Raw genomic sequence first — 24,745 nt, forward strand, 5'->3', positions numbered from 1 at the left:
CGGAGGATCTATGAGTAATTCCGCGCTGCTGACCGATCTTTATGAGCTGACCATGCTGGCCGGCTACTTCGAAAAAGGGATGCACGAAAAACCGGCCACTTTCGACCTGTTTTTCCGCGAAGCGCCCTATCTGGGGAGCTACGCCGTCTTCGCCGGCCTGGAGCCTGCGCTTGACTATCTCAGCAAGCTGCATTTCTCCGACCGCGACCTGGAGTACCTGGCGAGCCTCGGCATTTTCAAGCCGTCCTTTCTGGCCTATCTCAAGAATTTTCGCTTTCACGGCCGGGTCATCGCTCCCGCCGAAGGGACCGTCGTCTTCGGCCATGAGCCGCTGCTGACGGTCGAGGGGAGCCTGGCCGAAGCCCAGTTCGTTGAAACCGCCCTGCTCAACATCATCAATTTCCAGACCCTGGTCGCCACCAAGGCCGCTCGTTTAACCGTCACCGCCGGCGACGGCGAAGTCATCGAATTCGGTCTGCGCCGGGCCCAGGGCCCCGACGGCGGACTCAGCGTGGCCCGCGCCGCCTACATCGGCGGGGTCCGCTCGACCAGCAACGTGCTGGCCGGCCAGCAGTTCGGCATCCCGGTCAAGGGGACCCACGCCCACAGCTGGATCATGTCGTTTCCCGATGAACTGACCGCCTTTCGCGCCTACGCCGACTGTTTTCCCGACAGCTGCGTACTGCTGGTCGATACCTACGACACCCTCGAAAGCGGGCTTCCCAATGCCATCACCGTGGCGCGGGAGCTGCGCGAGAAGGGGCACGAACTGCTCGGCATCCGGCTCGACTCGGGCGACCTCGCCTACCTCAGCCGCGAAGCCCGCCGCAGGTTCGACGTGGCAGGCTTTGCCGAGGTCAAGATCGTCGCCTCCAACGACCTCGACGAGCATGTCATCCACTCGCTGCGCGACGAGGGGGGGCGAATCGACATCTACGGCGTCGGCACCCGCCTGGCCACCTGTGCCGGCGAAGGCGGCGGCGCCCTCGGCGGGGTTTACAAGCTGGTACGCTTTGACGACCAGCCGCGCCTGAAGGTCACCTCGGATAGCAGCAAAAGCACCATCCCCGACCGGAAGCATGTGTTGCGAGCCATCGACCCCGACGGCAATTTTTCCATGGACATCCTCTGCCGTGAGCATGAACAGCTGCGCCCTGGCGATCTCCTCTACGACCCCACCAACCCGGCCCGGCGCAAGCAGCTCCCGGCCGATATCCGCCTGGAAAACCTGCGCCAGACGGTGATGGAAGATGGCTGCATCCTGCACGATGCTCCATCCCTCGATCAGCTGGCCGACCACTGCGCCGCCCAGCTCAAGCGGATGCCCGCAGGCTCGCTGCGCCTGATCAACCCGCACCGCTATAAGGTCGCCATCAGCCCGCAGCTGCACCAGCTGCGGGAAGAACTGATTCATCAGCACGAGCGCCTGGACAGACTTTGCCCTGATGAAAGCAAATAGCAAACAGGCATGAGCCCGTCACAAAAGCTGGTTTTTTGAACCCAGAATCTGTTAGATTGTGTCTCGACATTGAAATCGCCGTAACCCCTTGTGCAAAGTCTGAAGCTGCGAGCCAATCCCCCCCCCCCGCAGGTTGCTGGTGCAGAGCAGCAGGAGTAAATCATGAACCGTCTTCGATGGGTATCGATCGGCATCAGGGCAATAGGCCTGGCGTTGCTGGTCATTGGCCTTGCCGGCTGCGAGCAGGAGCAGCCCAAAGCTGTCACCCTGGCCAACCGGGCCCCCCTGTCCGCCGACGCCCAGCCATCCAGCCGTACCAAACTGAATCTCGCCGTGGGCTCCATCATCACCCCCGAGCAGGGGTACGCCTATTATCAGCAACTGATCGACTACCTCGCCGAGTCTTTCTCGCTGGATATCACCATCGTCGATCCCGGCAATTATGATAAACTCAATTATTTGCTTGAAACCGGCAAGGTGGATGTCGCCTTCGTCTGCTCCAGCCCCTATGTCGAAGGACACCAGCGGTTCGGGCTTGAACTGCTGGCCGCTCCGGTGGTCAACGGCGCCCCGGTCTATTATTCCGACCTGATCGTGCCCGCGGGAAGTCCCGTTCAGACCTTGGCCGATTTGCGCGGCAAAACCTTTGCCTTTACCGATCCAAACTCCAACAGCGGCTCCCTGGTGCCGAAAGCCCAACTGGCCCGGATGGGGGTCACCGCGAAAGATTTTTTCCTCTCGACTACCTATACTTACGCCCATGACCGCTCCATTCATGCCGTTGCTGAGGGCTTGGTCGAAGGGGCCGCAGTCGACAGCCTGATCTATGATTACCTGGCCGCCACCGAACCGGAGCTGAATACCCGGGTACGGATAGTCGAACGCTACGGACCCTACGGCATCCCCCCGGTGGTCGCCGCCCCCCATGTTGCCGCCGAGTTACGGGAAACTGTCCGACAGGGGCTGCTGACCATGCACGAAACACCCAAAGGACGGGAGATTCTTCAAGCCATGCATATCGAACGGTTTGAAACCATCGATGACAGTGCTTACGAATCGGTTCGTCAGCTGCTCACCCCGGTCAGTCCGGACTCGCGCTGATGCCGTTGTTAAGGGGGTTGCGCCAGAAAATTTATCTTACCCTTGCCGGGCTGTCGGTTTTTTTCGGCTTGGCCCTGCTGCTATTCGTTAAATTCGAGTATTCGAAACAGCTCCGCACCGAACTGGAAAAACGGGGGATCTCCATCGCCCGTCACCTGGCCCGGCAAAGCATCGCCCCGATCCTTGCCCGCGATCACTTAACGATCAAGCTTGAGGCTATCCAGGCCCAGAAGACCGAAGAAGATATCATTTACATCTTCTATCGCAACCCTCGCAACGGCGAGGTATTTGCCCATACCTTCGGCGCTACATTTCCGATCGAACTGGCCGATGTCAATTTGCTCCCCGCGCAGCAAGACTACAGCATCGGCCACCTGGATACCGAACTCGGCCCGATCTACGACGTCGCGGTGCCGGTCGGACACGGCGGTCTCGGCCAGGTGCATGTAGGAATGTCGGGGCGACCGGTCACCGAAGCCATCGACCGGCTGACCTGGGACATCCTGCTGGTCACCCTGCTGCTGGCCGGCATCAGCCTGCTGTTCAGCTTCCCCCTCTCGGCGGCGCTGGTTCGCCCCTTGAGCCGTCTCAGCCTTGCCGCCCGCGAAGTCGCCGCAGGCCGGTTTGAACAGCAGATTGGCGTATCAGGGCGCGACGAAATCGGCACGCTGGCTCAGTCCTTTAATTTCATGACCCGTCAACTCCAGGCCACCCGGCAGGAACTCCTCGACCGCAACCGTACCCTAGCTGCTGAGGTGGAACGCCGCCAGTCCGCCGAAAAGGACCTCGCCTCCCAGCTCAAATTCATGGCCACCCTGATGAATGAACTGCCTGAACCGGTCTTCTACAAAAACACCCAGGGCGTTTATCTCGGCTGTAACCGGGCCTTTGAAGAGTTCATCGGACTCGCGCGAGAAAAGATCCTCAACCACAGGTCCCATGACCTGTTCCTCGAAACCGAGGCCGAAATTCACGAACAGGCCGACCGCGACCTGTTTAACAATCCAGGAACCTGTCAATATGAACTGCCGGTCACGACGGCGCAGAGCCGCCAGCGGCAGGTAGTCTGCAAAAAAACCACCTTTTTCAACAGCGCCGGGCGGCTCTCCGGGCTGGTCGGAATCATGATCGACGTCACCGCCGAGCGAAAGATCAACCAGTTGCGTCAGGATTTTGTCTCGACCACCGCCCACGAATTCCAGACCCCGCTCGCGGCTATCCTCGGTTTTTGCGAACTACTGGAAATGCCCGCCCACGAAATGACCGGCAACCACGACGAATGCGTTGCCATTATAAAAGAACGGGCCGAATTCCTCTCCCGACTGGTCGACCAGGTTCTCGATGTCAGCCGCATCGAAGCCGGCTGCAGTCTGCCACTGACCCTGGTATCCTGTCATCCGGAACGCCTGATCCAGAGACTGTTGCGCAACCAGCGGGACAATCAGCATCGTTTTGAAATCAGATTCCCGGCGGACTGTCCCCCCGTTCTTGCCGACGAAGACCGAATATCGCAGATCATCGAAAACCTGATCAGCAACGCGGTCAAATATTCCCCGCCCCAGGGAAGCATCACCATAACCGGAACGGTGGAAAAAAATATGCTGAGCATTTCGGTCGGCGATCAGGGCGTTGGACTCTCCGAAGACAAGCTCGAGCACATTTTCGACAAATTTTACCGAGCCGATACCAGCGAAACCGCGCCGACCGGCACCGGTCTCGGCCTTTACATCACCCGCGCCATCGTTGAAGCCCACGGCGGCCGGATCAGCGCCAGCAGTCAGCCGGGCCAAGGCGCCACCTTTACTTTTACCCTGCCCCAGGCAACACCCCAGACCAACGAAATCTCACCAGCGCCTTCATGCTGAAGCTGCGGCGACACCAAAAACGGCTTGGCCCGATACAGGCCAAGCCGTCTTTGTTACTGGCGCGCCGCGGAGGATTCGAACCCCCGACACCCAGATCCGAAGTCTGGTGCTCTATCCAGCTGAGCTAGCGGCGCCTATCGACAGACTATTTGCAGGCGCCGATGCGGCGGCCCTGCATGTGGTTGACCATCTGCATCCCCTGGTCCATCGACATCTTCATATCCCCCTCGAAGCTGTCGCCATGGTAGGTGACCTTCCCTTCGCCGCGGGAGGAACCTCCTTCCCCCTTGCAGACGATGCGCCAGCTGACGGTGTTGCCGTCGGTCCGCTGGTCGGTCAGGGTGCACTCGCTGTCCGGCTCCTCGTTTTGCGGCACCAGGTCTTGCTGGGTGATGCACTGGGTAAAGGTCATCGGCGGTATCTGGAACGGTACGCCGGGCATTTCGGTGGTGGTGGTGATCTCCCAAAGCCCCTCCTGCATATCGACGCCGCCGGCTTCGGCAACGACCGCCAGCAGCACCAGCAATCCCAGGCCCAACAGAGCGCTCTTCAACATGTCTGACTCCTTCTCATTTAAATTTATCCCTGTAAGTTACGTCAAGCTTCTGCGGCATCCCTGTCGTGCCTATGGGTTGCCGTCGGCAAATTGAATGAAACGGTCGTTCCGGTCCCCAGTTCGCTGGTCACCCAGATTCGGCCGCCGTGGGCTTCGATGATGTTCCTGGCGATCGCCATCCCCAGCCCCAGCCCCTGGGCCGCCGTATCGGAAGCATCCGCCCGGTAGAATTTGTCGAACATGCGCTCGACCTGGGCAGGGCTCATGCCGATGCCTTGGTCGGCTACCGACACCTGAAAAAATTCGCCGAGATCTTCACCGAAGACCCGAACCGGCCGTCCCTTCGGCGAGAACTTGGCGGCGTTGCTGAGAAGGTTTTCCATGACCTGGGTGAGCTTTTTGCGATCCATCAGAAACTCGCGGCAGGATTCCGGCAAAAGGAGTTCAAAGGAATGCTCGGACGCGGACTTGCGGTAGGAGGACACGATCGATCGAAGCAGCGTGCAGATATCCCCCGGTTCGTAATTGATGGTAATGACCTGCCCGGACTGGATCCGGCTGAGATCAAGCAGATCGTCGATAATGCCTTTGAGGCTCAGGGCCTTGTTGTGGATATGTTCGATCAGTTCATGCTGCTGCCCGTTGTCGGTGATACCGTACTCCGCGGCATTAAGCAGCACCTGGGAAAACCCGAGCACCGTGGTCAGCGGCGTGCGCAGTTCGTGGGCGGCGGTGGAAATAAACTCATTTTTCATCCGGTCGAGTCCGCGTTCGCGGGTGACGTCACGCAGGATGCTGATGACCCCGGTTTTTTCCCCCCGGCGTGTCATCACGGCGGTGGTGCGAACCTGGAGGACCTGGCTATTTTCCGGAAGCTCCGCCGCCAGTTCGAGATCGACCGCTGCGGCGTCCACATCCCCGGCCAGCACGGCTTCGATCTGCTGCAGAAGCAGCGGATGCCCGGCAAGCGTTTCGACCGGCTCGCCGATCGATGCCGACCAGTTCGCCTTCAGCAATTGCTCCGCCTGCCGGTTCATCAGCACCACCCGGTGGGCGAGGTCGGTCACAATCAGGCCATCGGCCACCGAGGCAAGGATGGTGTCAATCTTTTCGCGGGATTCCTCGGCATCGGCCAGGGCAACAAGCAGGGACGATTCGGCGTGCTTGCGTTCGGTGATGTCCTGCAGCAGGCCGAGATAATATAGGAGCTGGCCGGTGCTGTCGTAAATGGGGGTTACCGAGGTGTAGCCCGAGACGATGCTGCCGTCTTTTCGCAGGTAACGCTTTTCGTAGACGATGACGTCGCGCTTGCGCGCGTCTAGTTCGCGGTAGAGCTGAAGCGTTCGCTCGCGGTCGTCGGGATGGGTCAGGTCGATCATTTTGAGCCCACACATCTCGTCGACGGTGCAGCCGAACATCCGCGCATGGGCCGCATTGACCGCAAGCAGCACCCCCTCAGGCGAAACGATGCCGACCCCGGCTGCGGCATGTTCGAAAAATGAGCGGAACCGTTCCTCGCTTTCCAGCAGAGCATCGGCGGCAAGTTTACGCTCAAGGGCGTTGCCGACGATCTCGCCGATGGTACGCAGCATCGACAGGTCGTTGTCTTGCCAGATCTTCTCCGTACTCAGGGTGCTCAGACTGAGGCTGGCCACAACGTTTCCGGCGGCAACGATGGGGATCAGCAGAATAGAGCGGACACCGAGCCGCTGCCAGAAGGCCTGCTCAAGAGAGGCTTCCTCCGGCATCCGGGCCACCCTGGGGATATGGATCGACTGTCGACTGAAGACCATTTCGCTGACCCAGGGGATCTGCGCAAGGGGGACCTGCCGCATCTGCCCGATGTTGCGGGGAATCCCCTCGGAATACCATTCGTGGGTACAGCGGGCCTGCTGCTTTTCGGCATCGCAGACAAAAAAGGCGATACGCTCCACCCCGGCAAAGGCCCCCAGCTTGTCTATCACATAGTCGATGCCCCGATCGGCCTCAGTTGCGGGCAGGGCGACGAAACGGCTGGAGATGTCGGCGATCAGCGCCTCGAAGGCTTCGCGGTAACAGAGTTCACGCTCCCGCTCCCTGCGCTCGGAAATGTCCCGGACTGTCGCCAAAAAGGCCGGCTCCCCCTGGTAATCGAGGGGGCGGACACTGATCTCGACCGGGCTGATGCTACCGTCTTTGTGTACGTGTTCCGACTCGTAGACCAGCCCCTGCTTTTTACGGACCTCGACCATGCGCCGAGGAAACTCCCTGAGCTGGGCCGGGGAAAGCAGGTCGGCCACCCTCATGGCCAGAAGCTCCTCGCGGCGGTAGCCGAGACGGGAAGCCGCAACGGGATTGACTTCAAGGATCGCACCGTCGGGCCGAAGCAAAAAGATGCCGTCGTTGCTGCTCTCGAACAGGGATCGGAATTTTTCGTTTGATTCGGCCAACAGCTTTCGGCCTTCGAGTCGATGCAGGCGGTCGACCCCCATGCGGGTCAGCAGCATCACGAAGCGGGTGAGAAAGGTCATGCAGGCCTTGACCTGCGCGAAGCTGAAGATCGGAACCTTACCGAGATCGGCCAGGTAGGCAGCCTCATCGAAACCGAAACGCCGGGCCTGCGCACGGAACAGCTCTTCATCCGGCGGCTCATAGAGGAACTGGCCGGTAAAGAGGGTGGCCAGGTGTTGCCCCTCGATCAGGATGGGAACGGCAATGCTCATCAAGCCATTCTGGCAGCGGTACTCGTGGTAGCCCTCCTCGGCAAGGGTTCCGCTGGCGAGAACGTCATGAATGGCACGGTCACTGGCCCGGCAAAGACGGGCCGTTTCAGGATGCCGGCGGTGATACTTGAGGCACAGGTCCTGCCAGCCGACCATGAGCAGTTCGCTCCCCCCGGGGTCGAGGATAGTCACCATCATCCCCGAAGTAGCATGATGGCTTTCCAGCAGACTCTCCACCGCAGAGAGATCGACGATATCGGCAAAAGTATAACAATCCATGAAAACAGTCCTCAAATGCCTGGCGAAAAGGCCAGCGGTAAGGTAAACACGACCTGCGTACCCCGGCCCGGTTCGCTCTCGACCCAGATCCGCCCCTCGTGCCCATCGATGATGCTTTTAACGATGGACATGCCGAGCCCCAGGCCGCCAACCGCCGTGTTGGATGCGTCGCCGCGATAGAATTTATCGAATACCCGTTCGACCTGCTCGGCGGTCATGCCGATGCCCCGGTCTTCGACGCTGAAACGGAACCGACCGCCACAGACAGAGCCGGTTACTTTGATCGGTGATCCCGCAGGGGAAAACTTGGTGGCATTGCTGAGCAGGTTTTCCATCACCTGGACGATCTTTTTCTGATCGATCCGTACGATCGGGCACTCGTCAGGCAAGAGCAGCTCAAAAGGGTGGTTGTCATAGGTCTTGCGGTACGAATCGACGATCTGCCTGAGCAGGCCGCAGATGTCGCTCGGCTCGAGGTTCAGGGTCAGCATCTGACCGGCCTGCACCCGGCTCAGGTCAAACAGGTCATCGATGATGACCTTGAGACTTGAGGCTTTCTCCGCGATATGGCCCAACAGCTCCCGCTGCTGCTCCGGCTCGCGGATGCCGTAATCAGCCGATTGCAGCAGCACCTGGGTAAAACCGAGTACCGAAGTCAACGGCGTGCGCAGCTCGTGGGCGGCGGTCGAAATAAACTCGTTTTTCATCCGGTCGAGTTCCCGTTCGCGGGTCACGTCCCGCAATATGGTGATCACTCCGCTCTGCCCTCGCTGCGAAGAAAACACCGCCGCGCTGCGGGCCTGCACGACAACCGTGCCACCGCCGTTTTCACGATGCATCTCCAGGTCAAGCGGGCAGCCCTCATCATCGGCCACAAAAGCCGCTTCGATCTGCTTGCGCAGGCCAGCCGGCGCGAGCACCTCGGCAATCGCCCGGTTGATCGTCCGGTCGGAGCGGATTCCGAGCAGCTTCTCGGCCGAGCGGTTGATCAGCACCACCCGGCGGTCGATGTCGGTGACGATCAGGCCGTCAGCCACCGCCTTGAAGACCGCATGCACATTGTCACGAGCCTCTTCCGCCAGAGCCAGGGCCTCACGAACCGTCTCCTCGGCCTGCTTGCGCTCGCTGATGTCGGTTGAGATTCCGCACACGGCATAGGCCCGCCCCTCGCTGCTGTGCAGCGGAAACTTGACCGACAAATAGGTATGCACGCCATCTTCGAGGAGCACCTCCTCTTCGAACTGCAGCGGCGCATCGCCCTCCAGCACGGCCTGGTCATTGGCGCGAAACTTTTCGGCTTGGGCGGCGGGAAGCAGGTCGGGATCGGACAGATTGACCGCCTGCCCGTGGTCGAGACCGAACAGCTTCTCGAAGCAGCGATTGACGAACAGGTAGCGGCCGTCGAGCCCCTTCAGATAGACCAGGGCATTGGAGTTGTCGAGAATATTCTGCAGCCGCTGCTCGCTCTCGAGCAAAGCGATCTCAACCTGCTTCTGCTCGGTGATGTCTTGACAGGTTCCCAGCATGCGCAGCGGTTCGCGGTTGTCGCCTATCACCACTTCGCCCTGTTCGAGCAGGTAACGGATGCTGCCGTCCGGGCGGACAATGCGATGCTCAACCCAGACTTCACCGGTATGAAGCGCCTGATCGATGGAACGCCTGACCAGGGTACGGTCATCGGCAGGGACTTTCGCAAGCAGCGAGTGGTAGGTGGGAACAAAGGTCTCGGCGTCCAGTCCCAGGTTACGGATGGCCTGGGGGGAACAATGCAACTCGCCCGTCAGCAGGTTCCACTCCCAGCTGCCGAGCCGGGCGATGCGCTGGGATTCTTCGAGGCGAGCCCTGACCTGCTCATTCTCCTCGGCCGCCCGGATCCGCTCCAGCCGCTGCACTCCCATCCGCACCAGCAGGGCCACGAAGCGGGACTGGTATTCCAGGATCTCTGCCACTTTTTCCCGGGGGAAAATAGGCACCGACCGCAACGCCTCCAGGTAGCGATCCGAATCGAAGCCGTAGCGCCTGGCCTGCCGCACAAAGAAGCCTTCCTCGGGAGGGGTGTAAAAAAACTGGCCCAGAAACAGGTTGGCCAGGTGCCGGCCATCGATGACAATCGGCAGGGCGATATCGATCATACCGTTTTTGCAGCGGTATTCGACAAAACCTTCGGCTGGCAGAGGAGATCCCTGCTGCAGATGTTGCTGCATGAATGCATCGCTTTGCCGGCACAGGGCCGCCGTTTCCGGGTGGACCCGGTGAAAACAGGTACAGATCTTCTGCCATCCGGAGGCAACCAGCACCCGCCCGTCGACATCGATGATCCCGCAGGGAATCCCCGAAGCCTTATACAGGCTTTCCATCAACCCCTGAATTTCAGGGACATCGACAATTTCGGAAAAAAGGTACTCCATTAACTTCTCCGCATCCAGGGCAAACAGTTATAAAGTTTACCAAGGTCCTGGCATTATGCTAACCTGCTCGCATGCTTTATCCGAAAGAGACCTGCCAACCGTGAACAAGGCCATTCAAATATCGCAGCAGCTCCTGAAGGGGCTTGTCGCCTGGGGCATTGCCTCCCTGGCCCTGCAGGGGGTCGTCACCCTGTCGGCGGAACTCCTGCACATCTCCAATGGCAAGCCGCACCTGTCGATGATCCTCTCGGTCGGCCTGGCGATCGCAGTCTGGAGCCAGTTGAGCAAGCGCCCGGCCACGCCCCCGGCAGCCGATCGGGCCACAAGCAATGGCGGGGCTCCCCCCCGCCCCTCCGGCTGGAATACCGGGCAGGGCGAGCACTCCCTGCTGGACGCCCTGGGCGTACCCGGCTCACGTGAGGCCGACACGAACGGACCACCGACGGCCGAATTGCTGGCCGAATCGTTTCAGCTGCAGTTGAAACTGCTCCGCCAGGCCCACCAGTTGACCACCGTAGCCGTATTATGGATGGATTACCCCGGCAATACCCTGCAGCTGCGGGGAATCGACTCAGAGCGCACCGACCTCGCCCCCGGCCCGTATCCCATGGGCAGCGGCATTGCCGGCGCCCTGATCAAGGGACAGGACGAAATCGCCATGGCCACGGTGCGCCCCCCCCTGTGCGGGCTCCCCTATTACCGGCAACAGGCGGGCGTCGGCAGCCTGCTGGCGATTCGAATCACAGTCACAAAAGAGACCGACCGCATCGAAGGGATTCTCTGTGTCGATCGCCGCAGCGAAGAGCCCTGGACCGATGCCGAACGCCAATCACTGCGCCTTGCGGCCCGCAAGCTGGGACTTGAAGCGACCATGGCCGCGCGACTGCACTTCATGAACGAAGAGTGGACGGCCATCCGCCAGGTCTGCATCAGCATGCACGAACTTAACCGGGGGCTGGGCCTGGAAGCGGCTTTCCAGGCCACCATCAAGGCGGTCAGGTCGCTGGTGCCGGCCGACTTTATCGCCATCAGCCTGGTTCAGGGAACCAGCCACAGCACCCTCTGGGCCGAAGGAACCGGTGCCGAAAAAATCCTGGGGGTCGATTTCCCCATTCAATCCGGCCTGGTCGGCCAGGTGATCAAGCTGAACCACGCCCTCCCCGAGGGCGCGGTGTACGGCGGCTCATCGCCGATTTTCAGCGACGAGTACCGCTTTGCCGATTTCCGCTCGCTGCGGATACTGCCGCTGCGCAAGGAGGGCGAGGCACCGATCGGCGCCCTCACCGTGGCGAACAAGACCTCCCGGGCCTTTTCGCCGCAGCAGCAGGAACTGCTCGAGCTGATCGCCGCCCAGGTCGCCATCAAGATCGACCTGGCCCAGGCCCACGAAAAAATCAGCAACATGGCGATCACCGACAACCTGACCGGGCTGGCCAATCACCGGGCCTTCATGCACGGCTTCGAAATCATGATCAACCGCACCAAGCGGAACGAAAGCATGCTGTCCCTGCTGCTGTGCGATGTCGATCACTTCAAGGGGATCAATGACCGCTTCGGCCATCCGTTCGGCGACCAGGTGCTCAAACAGGTGGCTGAACGCCTAGGCCAGAATGTCCGGGTGGTCGACCTGGCCGCCCGGTACGGCGGCGAAGAGTTCGTGATTCTGCTTGAAGATTCGGACCGGGCCGGGGCCAAGATGATGGCTGAACGGCTGCGCAAGCAGGTTGAGAGCCTGACCCTGCAGCACAATCACGAAAAAGTTCGGGTAACCATCTCGATCGGCATATCCGTCTATCCCGTCGACGGCGAGGGCATCCAGACCCTCATCGACTGTGCCGACCAGGCGCTCTATCATGCCAAGGCCGGCGGCCGCAACTGCAGCGTGACCTGGGCATCCCTGCAGCGGGACCGGGCCAAGGCCTGCACCGCCTGACCCTCAACCGGCCAGCGGCAGGGTAAACGAAACCGCGGTCCCCTTGTTCAGCTCACTTTCGACCCGGATCGTCCCACCGTGGGCCTCGACGATATTGCGCGTTATCGCCATGCCGAGCCCGAGCCCGCCGACCGCCGTGTTGGTGAAATCCGCCCGATAGAACTTGTCGAACACCTTCTCCAGCTGCTGCGGGGTCATGCCGATCCCCTTGTCGGCAACGCAAATTCGGCAGGCATCGGCATCAAAATCGACCGTCAGGCGGACCGGGCCGCCGCCGGGAGAATATTTGACCGCATTGCTGAGCAGGTTTTCCAAAACCTGCCCGACCTTTCCCGGATCGACCAGCAGTTCGGCGGACTCTGCAGGCAACTCGGCCTCAAAGCGATATCCAGGATAGATCTTGCGGTACTGATCCACCAGCGGCAGCAAGATCTCGCCAATCGAACACCGCACCCGATTCAGCGCGATCATCCCCCCCGATTCCATGCGACTCAAGTCGAGAAGTTCATTGACCAGGGTTGAAAGACCCTCGGATTTCTGCACGATGATCTGCAGAAACTCCCGCTGCTGCTCTTCGGCAAGCGGCCGATCCGACAACATCAGTTCAGCGAACCCGAGAATTACGGAGAGCGGCGTGCGCAGTTCGTGGGCGGCGGTCGAGATGAACTCGCTTTTCATGCGATCCATCTCGCGGGACCTGGTTACGTCCTGCAGAATGGCCACCCCCCCGGCGCGCTCCTTCTCCTGGTTGAGCACGGCAAAGAGGCGCACCTGGAAAAACCGGACTTCTTTCAGTTCGGGGTGATACAGCTCAAGATCCTCTGCCGGCCGATCCTCCTGGCCCGCCAAAACCGCCGCAAGCCGGGAATGAAAGACCGGCAAATCGGCCAACCTGCGGGCTTCACTGCCGGCAACCTCCTTGAAGCGGACATCGAATAACCGCTCTGCCATTTGGTTCATGAGAATGATGCGCCCCTGGGTGTCGGTAACGATCAGGGCGTCGGCAATCGAACGGAGAATGGCGTTGATCTTGTCGCGCGCCGCTTCCGCATCATTCAGGGCATTTTTGAGCGCGCGTTCCGCCGCCTTCTGCTGGGAGATGTCCTTGTGGGTGCCGGTGAGCCGCAGCGGCCTGCCATTGCCATCCCGCTCGACCACCGCCCCGCGCCCGAGAATCCACTTCCAGTCGCCGGCCTTGGTGCGCATGCGGAACTCACCGGCAAAATGGGAAAACTTCCCGTCCATGCACTCCTGGTGAGTTCGGGTTATCCCCGGCAGATCATCGGGATGGACCAGGGCTTGCCACTGCTCGAAATCCTCGACGATCTCGGCCTTGGTGTAGCCCAGCATCGAGCACCAGCGTTCATCGACCAGGTTCTTGCCGGTAACCGCATTCCAATCCCACATGCCATCCTGGGACCCTTCGAGGGCCAGGCGCAGCCTTTCCTCGCTTTCGCGATACGCCATTTCAGCCTTTTTACGCCGATAATTGCTCAACAGCAGCAGCTGGGTCGAAATCAGCAGACCGACCAGCAGGCCGACCACCAGCCAGAAATCCCGCTTGTTCACCGGGTAAAAAGAGGGCGGACGGTGGATCACCACGCTGCCTTCGGGCAAAATGGATCGGGAAACAGCAAAACGCCTCAGCTCCCGGTAGTCGAACATCGGAACGTTGGCGGTGGACCGGATGACCGGGATGCCGTCCGGGTCTTCGCCGCGCAGAACCCGCAGAGCCAGGTCGGCGGCGAGCTGCCCCTGGCTGTCGCCGTTGACAAGGTAACCGCCGACGATCCCCTGACCGAGAAAAAAATCCCAGACACCGTACAGAGGAACCGGGCACGCCTCGCGCACCAACTGGCAGCTCTCGGCATAGGAAAGCACCCTTCCGTCCTGGTTGCGCAGGGTGGTGCCGAGAAGCACCAGCTGCCCGCCCGCAAGCCCGGCCAGCCGTTGCTGAATGACCTCCACCGGCAGGTCGTTCCAGAAATCGAAACGGACCTGCGCCTCAATGTCGCGGGCGGCGACGGCGATGCTCGCTGAAATCAGCCGTTCGCTGAGGGAATCGGTGCGACCGACCACCACCACCTCCCGGGTGCCGGGATGCAACCGCAGGGCCAGCTCCAGGTTTTCGCGATAGCTTGGCTGTTCGGCGACACCGGTAACTTGTCGCTGACCGCCCAGCATCGACGGCGCAAAGCTGTTGATCCCGCAGAATACGATGGGAATCCCCGCAAAGAGGCCTTCCCGGTGCCGCAAGGCCAGATTCAGGGCATCGTTGTCGGACACCAGGATCAGATCGAAGGAGAAGTCTTTCAGCTTGCGCTGCAAAAGGGCGTCGAATTGCTCGAAATAGGCCGGTTCAGGGTAGCGCTTGCTGTCGAGATACTCGACATGGATTTGAGTTTTCAGCCCCGAATCGCTGAAAACCCTATTCATTCCCTGCATGATGCTGTCGGTCCAGGCCATACCGGCATGATAGGAATGCAGCACAAGAATCTGGCGGGAGGGGTCATTTACGGCGGCCGCCGGGGAAGCTGCGGCCGGGGGCGCCGGCAGGAGCAGCCCGGCCAGGACGACCAGAAGACAGACGGGGAATAACCGAAATCGCATAGACCCTCAATCGAGGAAACGGGGGAGCAGGCAATTTGCCAAGTCTAGATTAAAATAGACAAAAACACCAGTCGCTACCGTCAATAATGAACAAAAAAAACTTATCAGACCCAAACCGTAAAACACGCCGGCCGTCCCAGTTTTTCTGGGACGGCCGGCTTGTTTCAATCCGATATTCGATATTTTTTCTGCAGATTACTCGGTAATGGTCCGACCGTTCAGCGGCTGCAGCGGACGATTGTTGGACGTATGCATGATGTGCTGAAACTTGAGAATCTGCGCGGGCGACGCGGTAACGGGAGTTTTCAGCACCATCCACTTGACCCCTTCGCTGCAGGGAGGGGTGGTCAGCGAGCCGTCGAAGCCGTAGTATTCCTTGCTTTCGGGCAGCATGGCCATGACGTTGACCGTTTCGTTGGAGGCGACCATGGTCGAGTTGGCCCGGGCCGGCATGAAGCGCCAGACAGTATCGACCACGGGGTTGGCGGCGCCTTCCTCGAACATCACGCCGATAACAGCGAGCTGGCCATCGTCCGACTTGTGCACCAGGTGGGCCTCGATCGGGAAGGATTTGCCCTCGATGACATTTTCACTGGGGTTGTGAAAGTGGAACTGGATCAACTTGTAGGTCTTGCCGGCGACCTCGATGGAGCTGCCGGTTTCGTAATTGGCCTGAATGGTGTGCCCGTTGTTGAAGATGGCCACGCCGACTTCGCCGTAGCTGAAATTGATGGCCGGCTGGTCGACATCGACCATTCCGGTCAGATTGATCGGGGTCTGGCTCTTGCCTTCCTTGCAGGCCGAGAATTCGGGCTTCAGATCCCCCCAATGCTCAGGCCCGGTATCCCCGGTATAGCCCCAGTGTGCTTCGCCATGCCCGGCGCCGCCGCTGGCGAATGCCGATGTGCTCAGACAAAGTGCCGCAAGTACCATCCATTTCTTCATTTTTCTCTCCTTCTTCGCGCTGGATATGCCCATTGGGCAGAATGACAAAAGCCCCCGCCGGAAACCGGGGCAGAGCGTACCACATTACCCACAATCCGTGAAGATAAAAAACCTGTAATCATTCATACAAGCCCGGCGATGCACTTCGGCTATTAATAAACTGACAAAATCCGGGATAAATTGTATATTTCTGTAAATTGGGTTGACTGGTTATTTCCCGGGTTCAAGCCGCGGTTTTCCTGAATTCTCCATCTCCAACAGGTAGATTTCCATGCTCACAGGCCGCCTCATCATCATCGGACTCGGCAACATCGGCATGACCCTGGTGCGCACCCTGTCCCGGGATTTCCGCCTGGTCTGCGTTGATGTCAACGAGAAGACCCTGCAGGCGGTGCGCAAGCTCTGGGGCGAATCGGTGGAAACCTACCAGGGCGACGCCACCAGCCGGCTGGTGCTGCAGAAGGTCGGCATCTCACCGGCCGACACCGTGGCCATCACCACTTCAAGCGAAGAGATCAACCTCGAAGTTGCCCGGGTGCTGCACCAGCATTTTCCCGAGGTTCGCACCATCGGCATCGGCATTACCCAGGCCGGCATCCAGGAGATGGCCTCGCTCGGCATCGAGGTTGAAGGGATTTTCGCCGCCAGCGCCACCGGAATGCGCAACCGGCTCGAGCACCGCAGCAAAACCGTGCACGGCATCGGCATCGGCAAAAACGAAATTCTCGAAGTCGAAGTTTCGCCCAGCTCCCGCCTGGCCAACAAACCGCTGGGCTGGCTGCGCCCGAAAAGCTGGCGGTTCGGCCTGATCTACCGGGACGGCAACATTGTCGTACCGAGTAAATCCGTCGTCCTCAAACCCCGCGACAAAGTGGTCATTCTCGGCGAACCGCGGGTACTCAAAACCGTCGCCGAACGCCTCTCGTCGAGTCTTTCCGACTTCCCCCTCGATTACGGCGATACCGGCCTGATCCTGGTCGGCGACCGGGAGACTCCGGCGTTTTTTTCCGAAATCGCTTACCTGGCCAGCACCCTGCCCCTGCGCCGCTTGATCCTGGCCGTGGCCGAAGGCACCGAAATCCCAGAATTGCTGCTGCAACTGATCGCCGACAAGGATCCCGTCACGGTCGAAATCAGCCGCACCGCAGCCCCCCTTGAGGTGGTCCGCTCGACCCTGGACCAGAGATCCTGCAGCCTCGGACTGTGCGTGATGAGTCCCGGTCTTCTCTTCAAACGCTTCTCGGCAGCGCGGGCCAAACGCCAGCTGCTGGACATTTTCGCGCAAGCCGACTGTCCCGTGCTGCTGGCAACCGGCAGCCACCCGTACGAAAAGATCGCCGTCCCCTGCCTCGACCAACACGCCAGCCACAACGCCCTGGAGTCGGCGATGGATATCGCGGCCGACATGTACAGCACCATCGAAGCGTTGCTGGCCCTGCCGTCCAAATACATTTCCACCGAAAAAGAGGGGGACGATTACTCCCTGCTGAAAAAAAACGTCTCCGACGTCGCCCTGGCCTACCGTTCGAGCATCCGCCGGGTCGAACTCACCGGCAATCCGATTCACAGCTTTTCCCAGGCACTGGACGGCTACAATCTGCAGGTCAACGAAATCAGCACGGCAAATGGCGGCAGCCTGCTGCATCGCATCTTTTACCCCGACGTCCCCTGGAGCATCGTTCGCCGTGCCAGGCCGAGTGCCCTGCTGATCCCGGCCATCGAAGAAGTCCTGTGAGGATTCGCCATGATTAAGCAGGAGTCGGCCATCCTCCTGGTGCTCACCGGCACCGCGGTGATTCCCTTTATCGCCCGCCGGTTCCGCATTCCCTCGTCGGCCCTTGAAATCGTCTACGGCTTTCTGCTGTTCAACTTCGTCATCACCCATCGCCCCGAGTGGTTCGAGGTGCTGCGCGAACTCGGCTTTATCTTTCTCATGTTCATCGCCGGCATGGAGCTCGACCTCGCCCGCGTGCTGCGCTCGCGCAAAGCCGTCTGGCTGGCGCTGGTGCCGCTGGCGTCCTTCATCCTGGCCCCCTGCCTGTTCGTCGCCATGGGGCAGCCCTTTTTTCTCGGCATCGCCGTCGCCCTGATTTCCGCCGGCATCGCCATCCCGGTGCTCAAGGAATCGGGGCTGATCGATAAGCCGGTCGGCCAGACCATCGTCAACGTCGCCCTCATCGGCGAACTCTTCTCGATCCTGGCCCTGACCTTTCTCGACGCCTTTCACAAGCACGGGATCACCCTGGAGGCGGGCCTCGAACTTGGCAAACTGGCCGCCCTGCTCGGCCTGGCCCTGCTGCTGCTCAAGCTCCTCTACCTGCTGGCCTGGTGGTTTCCCGAACGGGTCACCAAGGTGATGGAAAGTGAAGACCCGGTGGAAGAAGGGATTCGCGCCGTGGTCACCGTTGCCTTTTTCGGCGCCGTGCTCGCCATGCTCGCCGGCGCCGAGGCGATTCTCGGTTCGTTTCTGGCCGGCACCATCTTCAGCTACGTCTTCCGCAACCGGCGTCGCTTCGAAGAAAAAATCAACGCGGTCGGCTTCGGCTTTCTCGTCCCCTTCTTCTTCGTCGGGGTCGGTGCCCAGCTTGACAAAAACCTGCTGGCTTCGCCCGACGTCGTGCTGCAGGCCCTCTTTCTCACCCTGATGATTCTGGTCAGCAACCTGGTCACCCTCCCCATGCGCCGTCCCCTGGGCCTCGACCTGCGCGAGGCGGTCTCCATGGCGCTGCTGCTGTCGGCCCCCCTGACCATGATCGTCGTCGCCGGCACCCTCGGCATGCGCATGGGGCTCCTCAACTCGGAAACCAACGGCGCCCTGATCCTTACCGCCCTGCTCGCCAGCTTTGTCTACCCGTCGCTGTTCCGGCTGGTGGCCCGCAGCAAACCGGCCGAAAGCGGGATCACGCACCCCACTTAAGCCCCCCCCTCCAACCGACCTACCCCAACGCCACATCCAGAATCATCATCACCGAAAAACCGACCATGGTGGACATGGTGACCAGGTCGATATGAGCCGGGTTCTGCTGGGACTCGGGGATCAGCTCTTCGACGACGACAAAAATCATCGCGCCGGCGGCAAAACAGAGCGCGTACGGCAGGATCTCCTGCATCTGCAGGACGAACAGGGCACCGAGCACCCCGGCAATCGGCTCGACCATGCCGGAAGCCTGCCCGAGCATGAAACTCTTCCCCTTGCCCATGCCTTCTCGCCGCAGCGGCATCGACACGGCCGTCCCTTCGGGAAAATTCTGCAGCCCGATACCGATGGCCAGAGCCACCGCCCCGCCGATGGTGGCCGACGGCAGGCCGGCCGCCACGGCGCCAAAAGCCACGCCGACCGCCAGCCCCTCGGGGATATTATGCAGGGTGATCGCCAGCACCAGCAGGGTGCTGCGCTGCCACGAAGTCTTGACCCCTTCGGCCTTACCGACCGCCAGTCCCGGATGGAGGTGGGGCAGAAAACGGTCGGTCAGACGCATGAAAATACCGCCGCCCATGAAGCCGATAACGGCAACCAGCCAGGGCGTCATTCCCATGGTTTCGGCCATCTGAATCCCGGGGGCCAGCAACGACCAGAAACTCGCGGCGATCATCACTCCGGCAGCGAACCCGAGCATCGAATCCATGACCTTGCGGTTGACCGCCTTGGTGAAAAAGACCAGCGCCGCACCGGCCGCGGTGACCCCCCAGGTAAAGAGTGTGGCCAGAAGCGCCTGGGTGACGGGATGAAATTGCAGAATAAAATCAATCATAGAGAGCTTTCCGGATTAGTGTTGTTGACAGGCAGGCTTATGGCTGGGCCGGCCCCTCGCCCAAAGGCATCGGTCAGTTTTCCATTTCTCCGTCCTCGACTTCCATGCTGTCTAAATAAACCACCTTGTAATATCCCTTATCGCCTCTGATATAAATCATCGCCAGACAGTTTTCTTCACAATTCGCCTCTAACGCCCACCCATTCTGGGCCACCTTTGCTACTCCCGACATACCCCGGAACATCCCAAGCCAAAACCGCAATCGGAAGGAAGCATCGCTTGCCGCCTGAAAAAAACGCCGCGGTTTCAGGCAACCCCTGAACAGCGGCGGTATGAAGGTGCGTAAGCGAGTCTTTCATGCCCCCCCGGTCTTGCCGGCCAATTAGCAGCTACCCATGCATCCTTTTTTACCCCCTATCCGGCAGGGATGTCAATCCACAACCAACCAGCATCCACTCGCATCAGCGAAGGCTCTCCCGCATCAGGTGCAGAGCCAGCTTGAGGTTGGCCTGGGTCCATTGCAGGGGGGTATGATCGTTGGGAACGTAACGGTCGTTTTCAAGGTAGTAGGCCTCGGGGCAACGCAATTCGGGGATCACGCCATCGCCGGCGGTAAGCTGCCCGAGAGCCCTGTTGAGATAATGGACCTGGGTTTTGAAGTCGTCGGGGTCACGATCGTTCTCCTTAAATCTCAGCCCATGGATGGCGGAGATGATCGGATCGAAAAGGCACCACTGGGCTTCCTGGCCCAGATGAATGTGGGCATCGCGCTCGGCCACGGAACGGCTGAAATCACCGCTGCGCTGATCGGCCGGGTACTTGTCCTTATAATTCGGGCACCAGTACGAATCCCGAAGATAGCGGCGGATGCCGTATTCCCCCTCGAGGTTGTGCATGACGTCGACGAGAATTTCCCGCGTCTGGTCTTCGCTGACCACTTGCAGCGGATAGATGAGAAAGAGCAGGGCACTGTCGAACCGCCGGTGCGTCTCGGGCGGCCCCTGCCGGCATTCATGGGGAAGGATGCTGCCCAGTTCCCGCCGGCCCCTGGCGACAAGTTCGCTCAACAGTGAACCGTTCACCTGCCTTCTGCTCAGCATCGGACTGCCCCATAGCGACCGCTCCATCGCCAAGGCCGAAAACTCGACCAGCCCTGCCAGCACGGTACCGATGGACGAGGCGGAAACCTTGGGCGCCTCTTCCCAGTGACCGCTGTCGGCGTCTTCCCAGTAGCGGATCGCCCGCAGGTAAAGGACGATAGCACCGAGACACTCGAGTTCGGCGGAGCCGCAAATCAGCTTGCCGGCCCGTGCCAGCTTGCACCAGAACCAGACAAAGTATCCCAGCGCATCGTTCTGCGCGTGGGCCCAGGGCTGGTCTATTTCTTCGAGACGCTGTCCGTCGAAGCGTACATGTGGCCGGTTCATCGGGTCTTTGGCCAGTTCAGGACGCTTGATGATGTCATCAAAACGCCAGCGGTAACGCTGGAAATAGGCCATCAGGGTCGATGCGTTGCGAACCGCCGTATCGACATCCCCCCACCGGTAATGGGCATGGGCAATATGTACGTTGTCGCGTACCCAGACATGCTGGTAGCCCGAATCATCCCCCTCCGCAGCCGCCGCAGCCGCCGGAAAAAGCCCGTTGGGCAATCGGCGAAAAGCAAAGGTGCCGCGCTCATCGAGAAACTTTCGCAGCGCTTCGATATCTTTGAGCCGATAAGCGGGACTGAGGTAATGGTTGATTTTTTGATTCTGGACGCTCTCTTTAAATTGAAAAAGCGCCTTGAACCGGTGCCATCTGTTCGATACGAACTTGAAGGTGACGACCTGCTTGCCCAGTTCGCTGCGAAAAAAACTGGTGGCATCGATATCGCCATCGAGCTTGCGCAGTTCGGCGAGGATGGCGTAGGACGTTTCAACCCAGCGCGTCAGAATGGCGCCAACGAGCCCGGACAGAACCAGGGCCAGGCCCGTCGGCCAGGACGACATGGCCGGGCCGGCAAAGAGGCCGTGAACAAACAGGAAGGCGCCGACCACGGTCAGCAGCCCGGAAAGGCAATAGCTCGATCCGTACAGAGCCCAGTCTTCGAGGGAAAAAACGATGCGATGGGGGCCGACGAACGCCTCGTAGGGGTCGTCGGTTTTTTCGGCAAAGTAGCGGCCGATAAGGATGATGCGCAGGTTCAGGCTGCTGCAGAGCAGGTCGACATAGACCGCCACCAGCGGTATCAGCGCCAGCAGCAGAAGAAACCCGCCCTTATCCGCGGAGGTCAGTCCGAGCCCGGCGGCCCCCAGACCGGACACCAGCACCAGTTTCCATTTGAGCAAGGCGGAACGGACCTTCTGCGCCTCGATGATCTCCTCGGCCAACCGGGTGGCGCGGGCGGACTCCGTTGGCGGATTTTTTCCGGACATGGCACCCCCGCTTTCGAGGGGGAGCAGCGTGAAGCTCCCCGAAGTAGAAAGCAAGCTTACCGTAAAAGCGGGTTCTCTCAAGCGATGAAGAAATTTTGCGGCCGTTACGCAGCGGCGCTTTCAATGGCGAACCAGCACCACCCCGAGCAATAGAAAGAAGCCGCCCAGGATGCGGGATCCCCCGAAGGAATGGACGGGAACGCCGAACCAGCCGAAATGGTCGACCAGCATCGAGATGAAAACCTGGCCGGCCATGGCCGCGATCAGCATATTGGCGACCCCGATATGAGGGATCAGGATCAGCACGGTGGAGACGAAGAGCGCCCCCATCAGGCCGCCGCAGAGCAGGAACCAGGGAACCTGCCTGACCAGTCCGGCAGAGGGGAAACCAATCCCCGTCAGCCACAGGCAGCAGGCCAGAAAACCGGCACCGACAGTGAAGGAGATGAGCGAGGCCTGCAGCGGGTGGTGCAGAGCCTGCCCCAGGCGGGCATTGATGGCGCCCTGGATCGGCAGCAGACCGCCGACCAGAAAGGCGACCGCGATAAAAAATGCAGGTTTCACCGGGAGACCTCGAAATCAGCGTGAGGGGCTAGTGGTGCGGGACAATCGCGGATCACTCGGGGAGAAGCTTCGCGCGAACGGCTTCGGGGTCTTTGAGCAGAAAGGCGATGCGGTTGCTGTCGCCGGTATGCACGACCAGGTAGCCGCCGCCGGCCATAACGCGCGACTCACCGTGAAAGGAAGCTTCCACCGTCGCGTTACGGATATCGGCCAGGGGGATTACGATCGACGGGGTCTTTTCGAGAAAATGCTGGAAGTACAGGCGCAGGTCGCCGACCACCAGCACGCCGTTGTTCTTCACCTTCGAATAGCCGGAATCGGCGCCGCTGTAACGCGCGCTGGTGGCCGGCAGGCGGATCGAACAGCCGTCATCGTGAACCCGCCTTTCCAGCACCTTGACCGTCTTGGCCATGCGGGCACGAAGAACCAGGGCCGCAGCCGCCCCGACCAGAAGAAAACCGACGATCAGCGAAGCGATCAGGAGAAGAATATCCGCCATGCGCACCTTCCTGCGAGTAAGTTGAGACCGGCCTTTATCAAAAGCGTTTCCGGCCCGCTTGTCAATCCCTAACCGGCGATCGGGTCGCAAACCTCGACGGCGCGCCCGCCGGTTAGCGCGGCGAGTCGGAAAAAATCAACCGCTACCGCAGAGTGATCGTCGCCGGCGGCAGGATAGGTCACCGCAAAACGCTCAAGGGATGCGTCAAGCAGCACCGGCAGACCAGGCGGCAGCAGAAACGGGCAGACCCCGCCGGGGGCGTAGCCGGTGTAACGGATGACCTCGTCAGGGCCGGGGAAGCTGACCTTGCCGGTGAGCCCGGCGGCCTGTTTCAGTTTCGAGCTCTTGACCTTCACATCGCCGCAGGTAACCACCAGCACGGGCTGGCGGCCGACCAAAAGCAGGATGCTCTTGGCGATCTCCGCCACCGTGCAGCCGACAGCGGCGGCCGCCGCCTCGGCAGTGGGGGTAGGTTCGGCAAACTGCATAACTTCGAGCCCGAGCGGGGCCAGGTATGAGCTGACATCATCGATGGTCGGCATGGCACTCCGGATTCAAAAGGGTCCCTCTCCGTCAAGTAGAACAGGACGCATTATAGAACGATTTGCATAAAGCCCCAACACGGAATAACCGGTTGGGGCTTTATGTTTTTCAAAGTTTCATACGAGCACTGGAAAGCGGCTCGCGTTTCTGCTGTCTAAGGGATGCGGACCACCGCGTACCCCTGCATCTGGTAGCCGATCACCGAGACAAAGCCATTATCCACCCGGTCGATCCCAGGGATGATGGTGGCCTTGTCCACGCCCATCACCTCAGCGGCGTAGAGGCATACTTCCAGGGTCACTCCATCCTTCTTCATCTGTCGCAGCAAGCCCTGAAATTTCTCCACCTCTGCCCACTCGGCTCCGGTGAAGAGAGACTTGTCCGCGGAGAGCAGCTTCACGGCAGGCCCGTGAAAGACGATGGCAATATTGGGGGCCTTGGCAAGGGCCTTGACTTCGGGGGCCTCGTAGGCGTTTTTCACCGCCCAGAAGACGATGTTAGACTCATCGGGAACCCCCAGGCTCACGTCGAAGACAGCGTCATAACCGGTGACGCTTTTCAGCGCATTGTCGTACCCCGCGGCCAGAACGGGTGCGGCCATCAGGGCGACCAAGGCTGCTGTCAGGAATACACCAAAAATACGGCGGCCTATCTTGTCTTTTCCAGCAAACATAGCGAATCTCCTTTCCGCGTGTTTAAGCAGCATGCCTTACCGGGAACAAACGCTGGGCCTAAAAAAAGCCGGGTTCACCGAAATCTTTGGTCATTCGGCAGCTCGGCTGTCTTTTAAGTAGATCGAAGGAAGACCCGTGGCTTTCCGCCCCCGGCTTACGGCGGGTTTGGCTGTCTCGGTGACTGCCAGTGAGAGGTTATCACCAGCGGGTGAGCTGTCAAGGAATCATCGCGGGAGCAGAGACTTGGCTGCTCGCAATAGAATCCCAGCAAGAAAGAAAAGGCCCGACCTGTTGCCAGGCGGGCCTGTTAGCGGCGGGAGATTATCCGAATCTAAAGCGTCCCGCCCGATCGCTGTGCCCAGTCAAGCACGCAGAGACCGCAGAGACGTCAAAAGCCAACCTTTGCAGGTTCCCTGTGGCCCCTGCGAGCTCTAGCGC

At 60.4% G+C, this 24,745-nt stretch carries 17 protein-coding genes, 1 tRNA gene and 1 riboswitch; of the genes, 6 read left to right on the top strand and 12 right to left on the bottom strand.

Features of this window, described 5'->3' with window-relative positions:
* The first annotated feature begins 10 nt into the window (after window positions 1-10).
* From ABYV89_RS00125 to ABYV89_RS00135, 3 genes are all read left to right on the top strand, one after another.
* The gene (locus tag ABYV89_RS00125; protein WP_432820878.1) at window positions 11-1,459 is read left to right on the top strand and encodes a nicotinate phosphoribosyltransferase; all 1,449 of its coding nucleotides are present in this window, start codon (window positions 11-13) and stop codon (window positions 1,457-1,459) included.
* A 162-nt stretch (window positions 1,460-1,621) separates the two neighbouring features.
* On the top strand, window positions 1,622-2,560 hold the full coding sequence (phnD, locus tag ABYV89_RS00130; RefSeq protein WP_432820879.1) for a phosphate/phosphite/phosphonate ABC transporter substrate-binding protein: 939 nt from the start codon (window positions 1,622-1,624) through the stop codon (window positions 2,558-2,560).
* The gene (locus tag ABYV89_RS00135) at window positions 2,560-4,425 is read left to right on the top strand and encodes an ATP-binding protein (protein ID WP_432820880.1); all 1,866 of its coding nucleotides are present in this window, start codon (window positions 2,560-2,562) and stop codon (window positions 4,423-4,425) included. Before phnD ends, ABYV89_RS00135 begins: the two co-directional genes overlap by 1 nt.
* Window positions 4,426-4,482: 57 nt before the next feature.
* Here ABYV89_RS00135 and ABYV89_RS00140 read toward each other — a convergent pair.
* The 4 genes from ABYV89_RS00140 to ABYV89_RS00155 all read right to left on the bottom strand — a co-directional run bounded on the left by ABYV89_RS00140 (window position 4,483) and on the right by ABYV89_RS00155 (window position 10,370).
* Window positions 4,483-4,559: transfer RNA gene (locus tag ABYV89_RS00140), tRNA-Arg, on the bottom strand.
* Window positions 4,560-4,570: 11 nt separating this feature from the next.
* The gene (locus ABYV89_RS00145) at window positions 4,571-4,981 is read right to left on the bottom strand and encodes a DUF3617 domain-containing protein (protein WP_432820881.1); all 411 of its coding nucleotides are present in this window, start codon (window positions 4,979-4,981) and stop codon (window positions 4,571-4,573) included.
* Between the two features lie 41 nt (window positions 4,982-5,022).
* Window positions 5,023-7,962 (bottom strand): PAS domain S-box protein, encoded by a 2,940-nt coding sequence (locus tag ABYV89_RS00150; protein WP_432820882.1) that lies wholly within the window; start codon window positions 7,960-7,962, stop codon window positions 5,023-5,025.
* 11 nt (window positions 7,963-7,973) lie between these two features.
* A complete protein-coding gene (locus tag ABYV89_RS00155; protein WP_432820883.1) occupies window positions 7,974-10,370 on the bottom strand; it encodes a PocR ligand-binding domain-containing protein in 2,397 nt (798 codons plus the stop codon).
* A 100-nt stretch (window positions 10,371-10,470) separates the two neighbouring features.
* Between ABYV89_RS00155 and ABYV89_RS00160 the strand changes: the two genes are divergently transcribed.
* Window positions 10,471-12,303, top strand: coding sequence for a diguanylate cyclase (locus ABYV89_RS00160; protein WP_432820884.1), 1,833 nt, complete (start codon window positions 10,471-10,473; stop codon window positions 12,301-12,303).
* 3 nt (window positions 12,304-12,306) lie between these two features.
* Here the strand turns inward: ABYV89_RS00160 and ABYV89_RS00165 are convergent, their stop codons facing one another.
* Together ABYV89_RS00165 and ABYV89_RS00170 are read right to left on the bottom strand one after the other, a co-directional pair.
* Window positions 12,307-14,913, bottom strand: a complete 2,607-nt coding sequence (locus ABYV89_RS00165; protein WP_432820885.1) for an ATP-binding protein — start codon at window positions 14,911-14,913, stop codon at window positions 12,307-12,309.
* A gap of 195 nt (window positions 14,914-15,108) precedes the next feature.
* The gene (locus ABYV89_RS00170; protein ID WP_432820886.1) at window positions 15,109-15,858 is read right to left on the bottom strand and encodes a carbonic anhydrase; all 750 of its coding nucleotides are present in this window, start codon (window positions 15,856-15,858) and stop codon (window positions 15,109-15,111) included.
* 271 nt (window positions 15,859-16,129) lie between these two features.
* On the opposite strand from ABYV89_RS00170, the gene ABYV89_RS00175 reads away from it, so the two are divergent.
* Together ABYV89_RS00175 and ABYV89_RS00180 are read left to right on the top strand one after the other, a co-directional pair.
* The gene (locus ABYV89_RS00175; RefSeq protein WP_432820887.1) at window positions 16,130-17,593 is read left to right on the top strand and encodes an NAD-binding protein; all 1,464 of its coding nucleotides are present in this window, start codon (window positions 16,130-16,132) and stop codon (window positions 17,591-17,593) included.
* Window positions 17,594-17,602: 9 nt separating this feature from the next.
* Entirely contained in the window at window positions 17,603-18,775 is a 1,173-nt protein-coding gene (locus tag ABYV89_RS00180) for a cation:proton antiporter (RefSeq protein WP_432820888.1), read from the top strand.
* A 19-nt stretch (window positions 18,776-18,794) separates the two neighbouring features.
* Here the strand turns inward: ABYV89_RS00180 and ABYV89_RS00185 are convergent, their stop codons facing one another.
* The 6 genes from ABYV89_RS00185 to ABYV89_RS00210 form a co-directional block, all read right to left on the bottom strand.
* The gene (locus ABYV89_RS00185; protein ID WP_432820889.1) at window positions 18,795-19,610 is read right to left on the bottom strand and encodes a ZIP family metal transporter; all 816 of its coding nucleotides are present in this window, start codon (window positions 19,608-19,610) and stop codon (window positions 18,795-18,797) included.
* Window positions 19,611-20,071: 461 nt separating this feature from the next.
* Window positions 20,072-22,027, bottom strand: coding sequence for a glycoside hydrolase family 15 protein (locus tag ABYV89_RS00190; RefSeq protein WP_432820890.1), 1,956 nt, complete (start codon window positions 22,025-22,027; stop codon window positions 20,072-20,074).
* A gap of 120 nt (window positions 22,028-22,147) precedes the next feature.
* Window positions 22,148-22,591 (bottom strand): DMT family transporter, encoded by a 444-nt coding sequence (locus tag ABYV89_RS00195; protein ID WP_432820891.1) that lies wholly within the window; start codon window positions 22,589-22,591, stop codon window positions 22,148-22,150.
* Between the two features lie 52 nt (window positions 22,592-22,643).
* Entirely contained in the window at window positions 22,644-23,090 is a 447-nt protein-coding gene (locus ABYV89_RS00200) for a hypothetical protein (RefSeq protein WP_432820892.1), read from the bottom strand.
* 68 nt (window positions 23,091-23,158) lie between these two features.
* Window positions 23,159-23,632, bottom strand: a complete 474-nt coding sequence (locus ABYV89_RS00205; protein WP_432820893.1) for a YbaK/EbsC family protein — start codon at window positions 23,630-23,632, stop codon at window positions 23,159-23,161.
* Between the two features lie 155 nt (window positions 23,633-23,787).
* Complete coding sequence (locus tag ABYV89_RS00210) at window positions 23,788-24,306, bottom strand: DsrE family protein (protein ID WP_432820894.1); 519 nt, start codon at window positions 24,304-24,306, stop codon at window positions 23,788-23,790.
* 93 nt (window positions 24,307-24,399) lie between these two features.
* Window positions 24,400-24,487, bottom strand: a riboswitch (cyclic di-GMP riboswitch).
* Between the last annotated feature and the right edge of the window lie 258 nt (window positions 24,488-24,745).

The sequence above is a fragment of the Trichloromonas sp. genome (genome assembly GCF_041583255.1).
GTDB lineage: Bacteria > Desulfobacterota > Desulfuromonadia > Desulfuromonadales > Trichloromonadaceae > Trichloromonas.

Excerpts from the sequence above, each read along its gene's own strand:
- ABYV89_RS00125 (WP_432820878.1), top strand. The coding sequence starts at position 11 with ATGAGTAATTCCGCGCTGCTGACCGATCTTTATGAGCTGACCATGCTG.
- phnD (WP_432820879.1), top strand. The coding sequence starts at position 1,622 with ATGAACCGTCTTCGATGGGTATCGATCGGCATCAGGGCAATAGGCCTG.
- ABYV89_RS00135 (WP_432820880.1), top strand. The coding sequence starts at position 2,560 with ATGCCGTTGTTAAGGGGGTTGCGCCAGAAAATTTATCTTACCCTTGCC.
- ABYV89_RS00145 (WP_432820881.1), bottom strand. The coding sequence starts at position 4,981 with ATGTTGAAGAGCGCTCTGTTGGGCCTGGGATTGCTGGTGCTGCTGGCG.
- ABYV89_RS00150 (WP_432820882.1), bottom strand. The coding sequence starts at position 7,962 with ATGGATTGTTATACTTTTGCCGATATCGTCGATCTCTCTGCGGTGGAG.
- ABYV89_RS00155 (WP_432820883.1), bottom strand. The coding sequence starts at position 10,370 with ATGGAGTACCTTTTTTCCGAAATTGTCGATGTCCCTGAAATTCAGGGG.
- ABYV89_RS00165 (WP_432820885.1), bottom strand. The coding sequence starts at position 14,913 with ATGCGATTTCGGTTATTCCCCGTCTGTCTTCTGGTCGTCCTGGCCGGG.
- ABYV89_RS00170 (WP_432820886.1), bottom strand. The coding sequence starts at position 15,858 with ATGAAGAAATGGATGGTACTTGCGGCACTTTGTCTGAGCACATCGGCA.
- ABYV89_RS00175 (WP_432820887.1), top strand. The coding sequence starts at position 16,130 with ATGCTCACAGGCCGCCTCATCATCATCGGACTCGGCAACATCGGCATG.
- ABYV89_RS00180 (WP_432820888.1), top strand. The coding sequence starts at position 17,603 with ATGATTAAGCAGGAGTCGGCCATCCTCCTGGTGCTCACCGGCACCGCG.
- ABYV89_RS00185 (WP_432820889.1), bottom strand. The coding sequence starts at position 19,610 with ATGATTGATTTTATTCTGCAATTTCATCCCGTCACCCAGGCGCTTCTG.
- ABYV89_RS00190 (WP_432820890.1), bottom strand. The coding sequence starts at position 22,027 with ATGTCCGGAAAAAATCCGCCAACGGAGTCCGCCCGCGCCACCCGGTTG.
- ABYV89_RS00200 (WP_432820892.1), bottom strand. The coding sequence starts at position 23,090 with ATGGCGGATATTCTTCTCCTGATCGCTTCGCTGATCGTCGGTTTTCTT.
- ABYV89_RS00205 (WP_432820893.1), bottom strand. The coding sequence starts at position 23,632 with ATGCCGACCATCGATGATGTCAGCTCATACCTGGCCCCGCTCGGGCTC.
- ABYV89_RS00210 (WP_432820894.1), bottom strand. The coding sequence starts at position 24,306 with ATGTTTGCTGGAAAAGACAAGATAGGCCGCCGTATTTTTGGTGTATTC.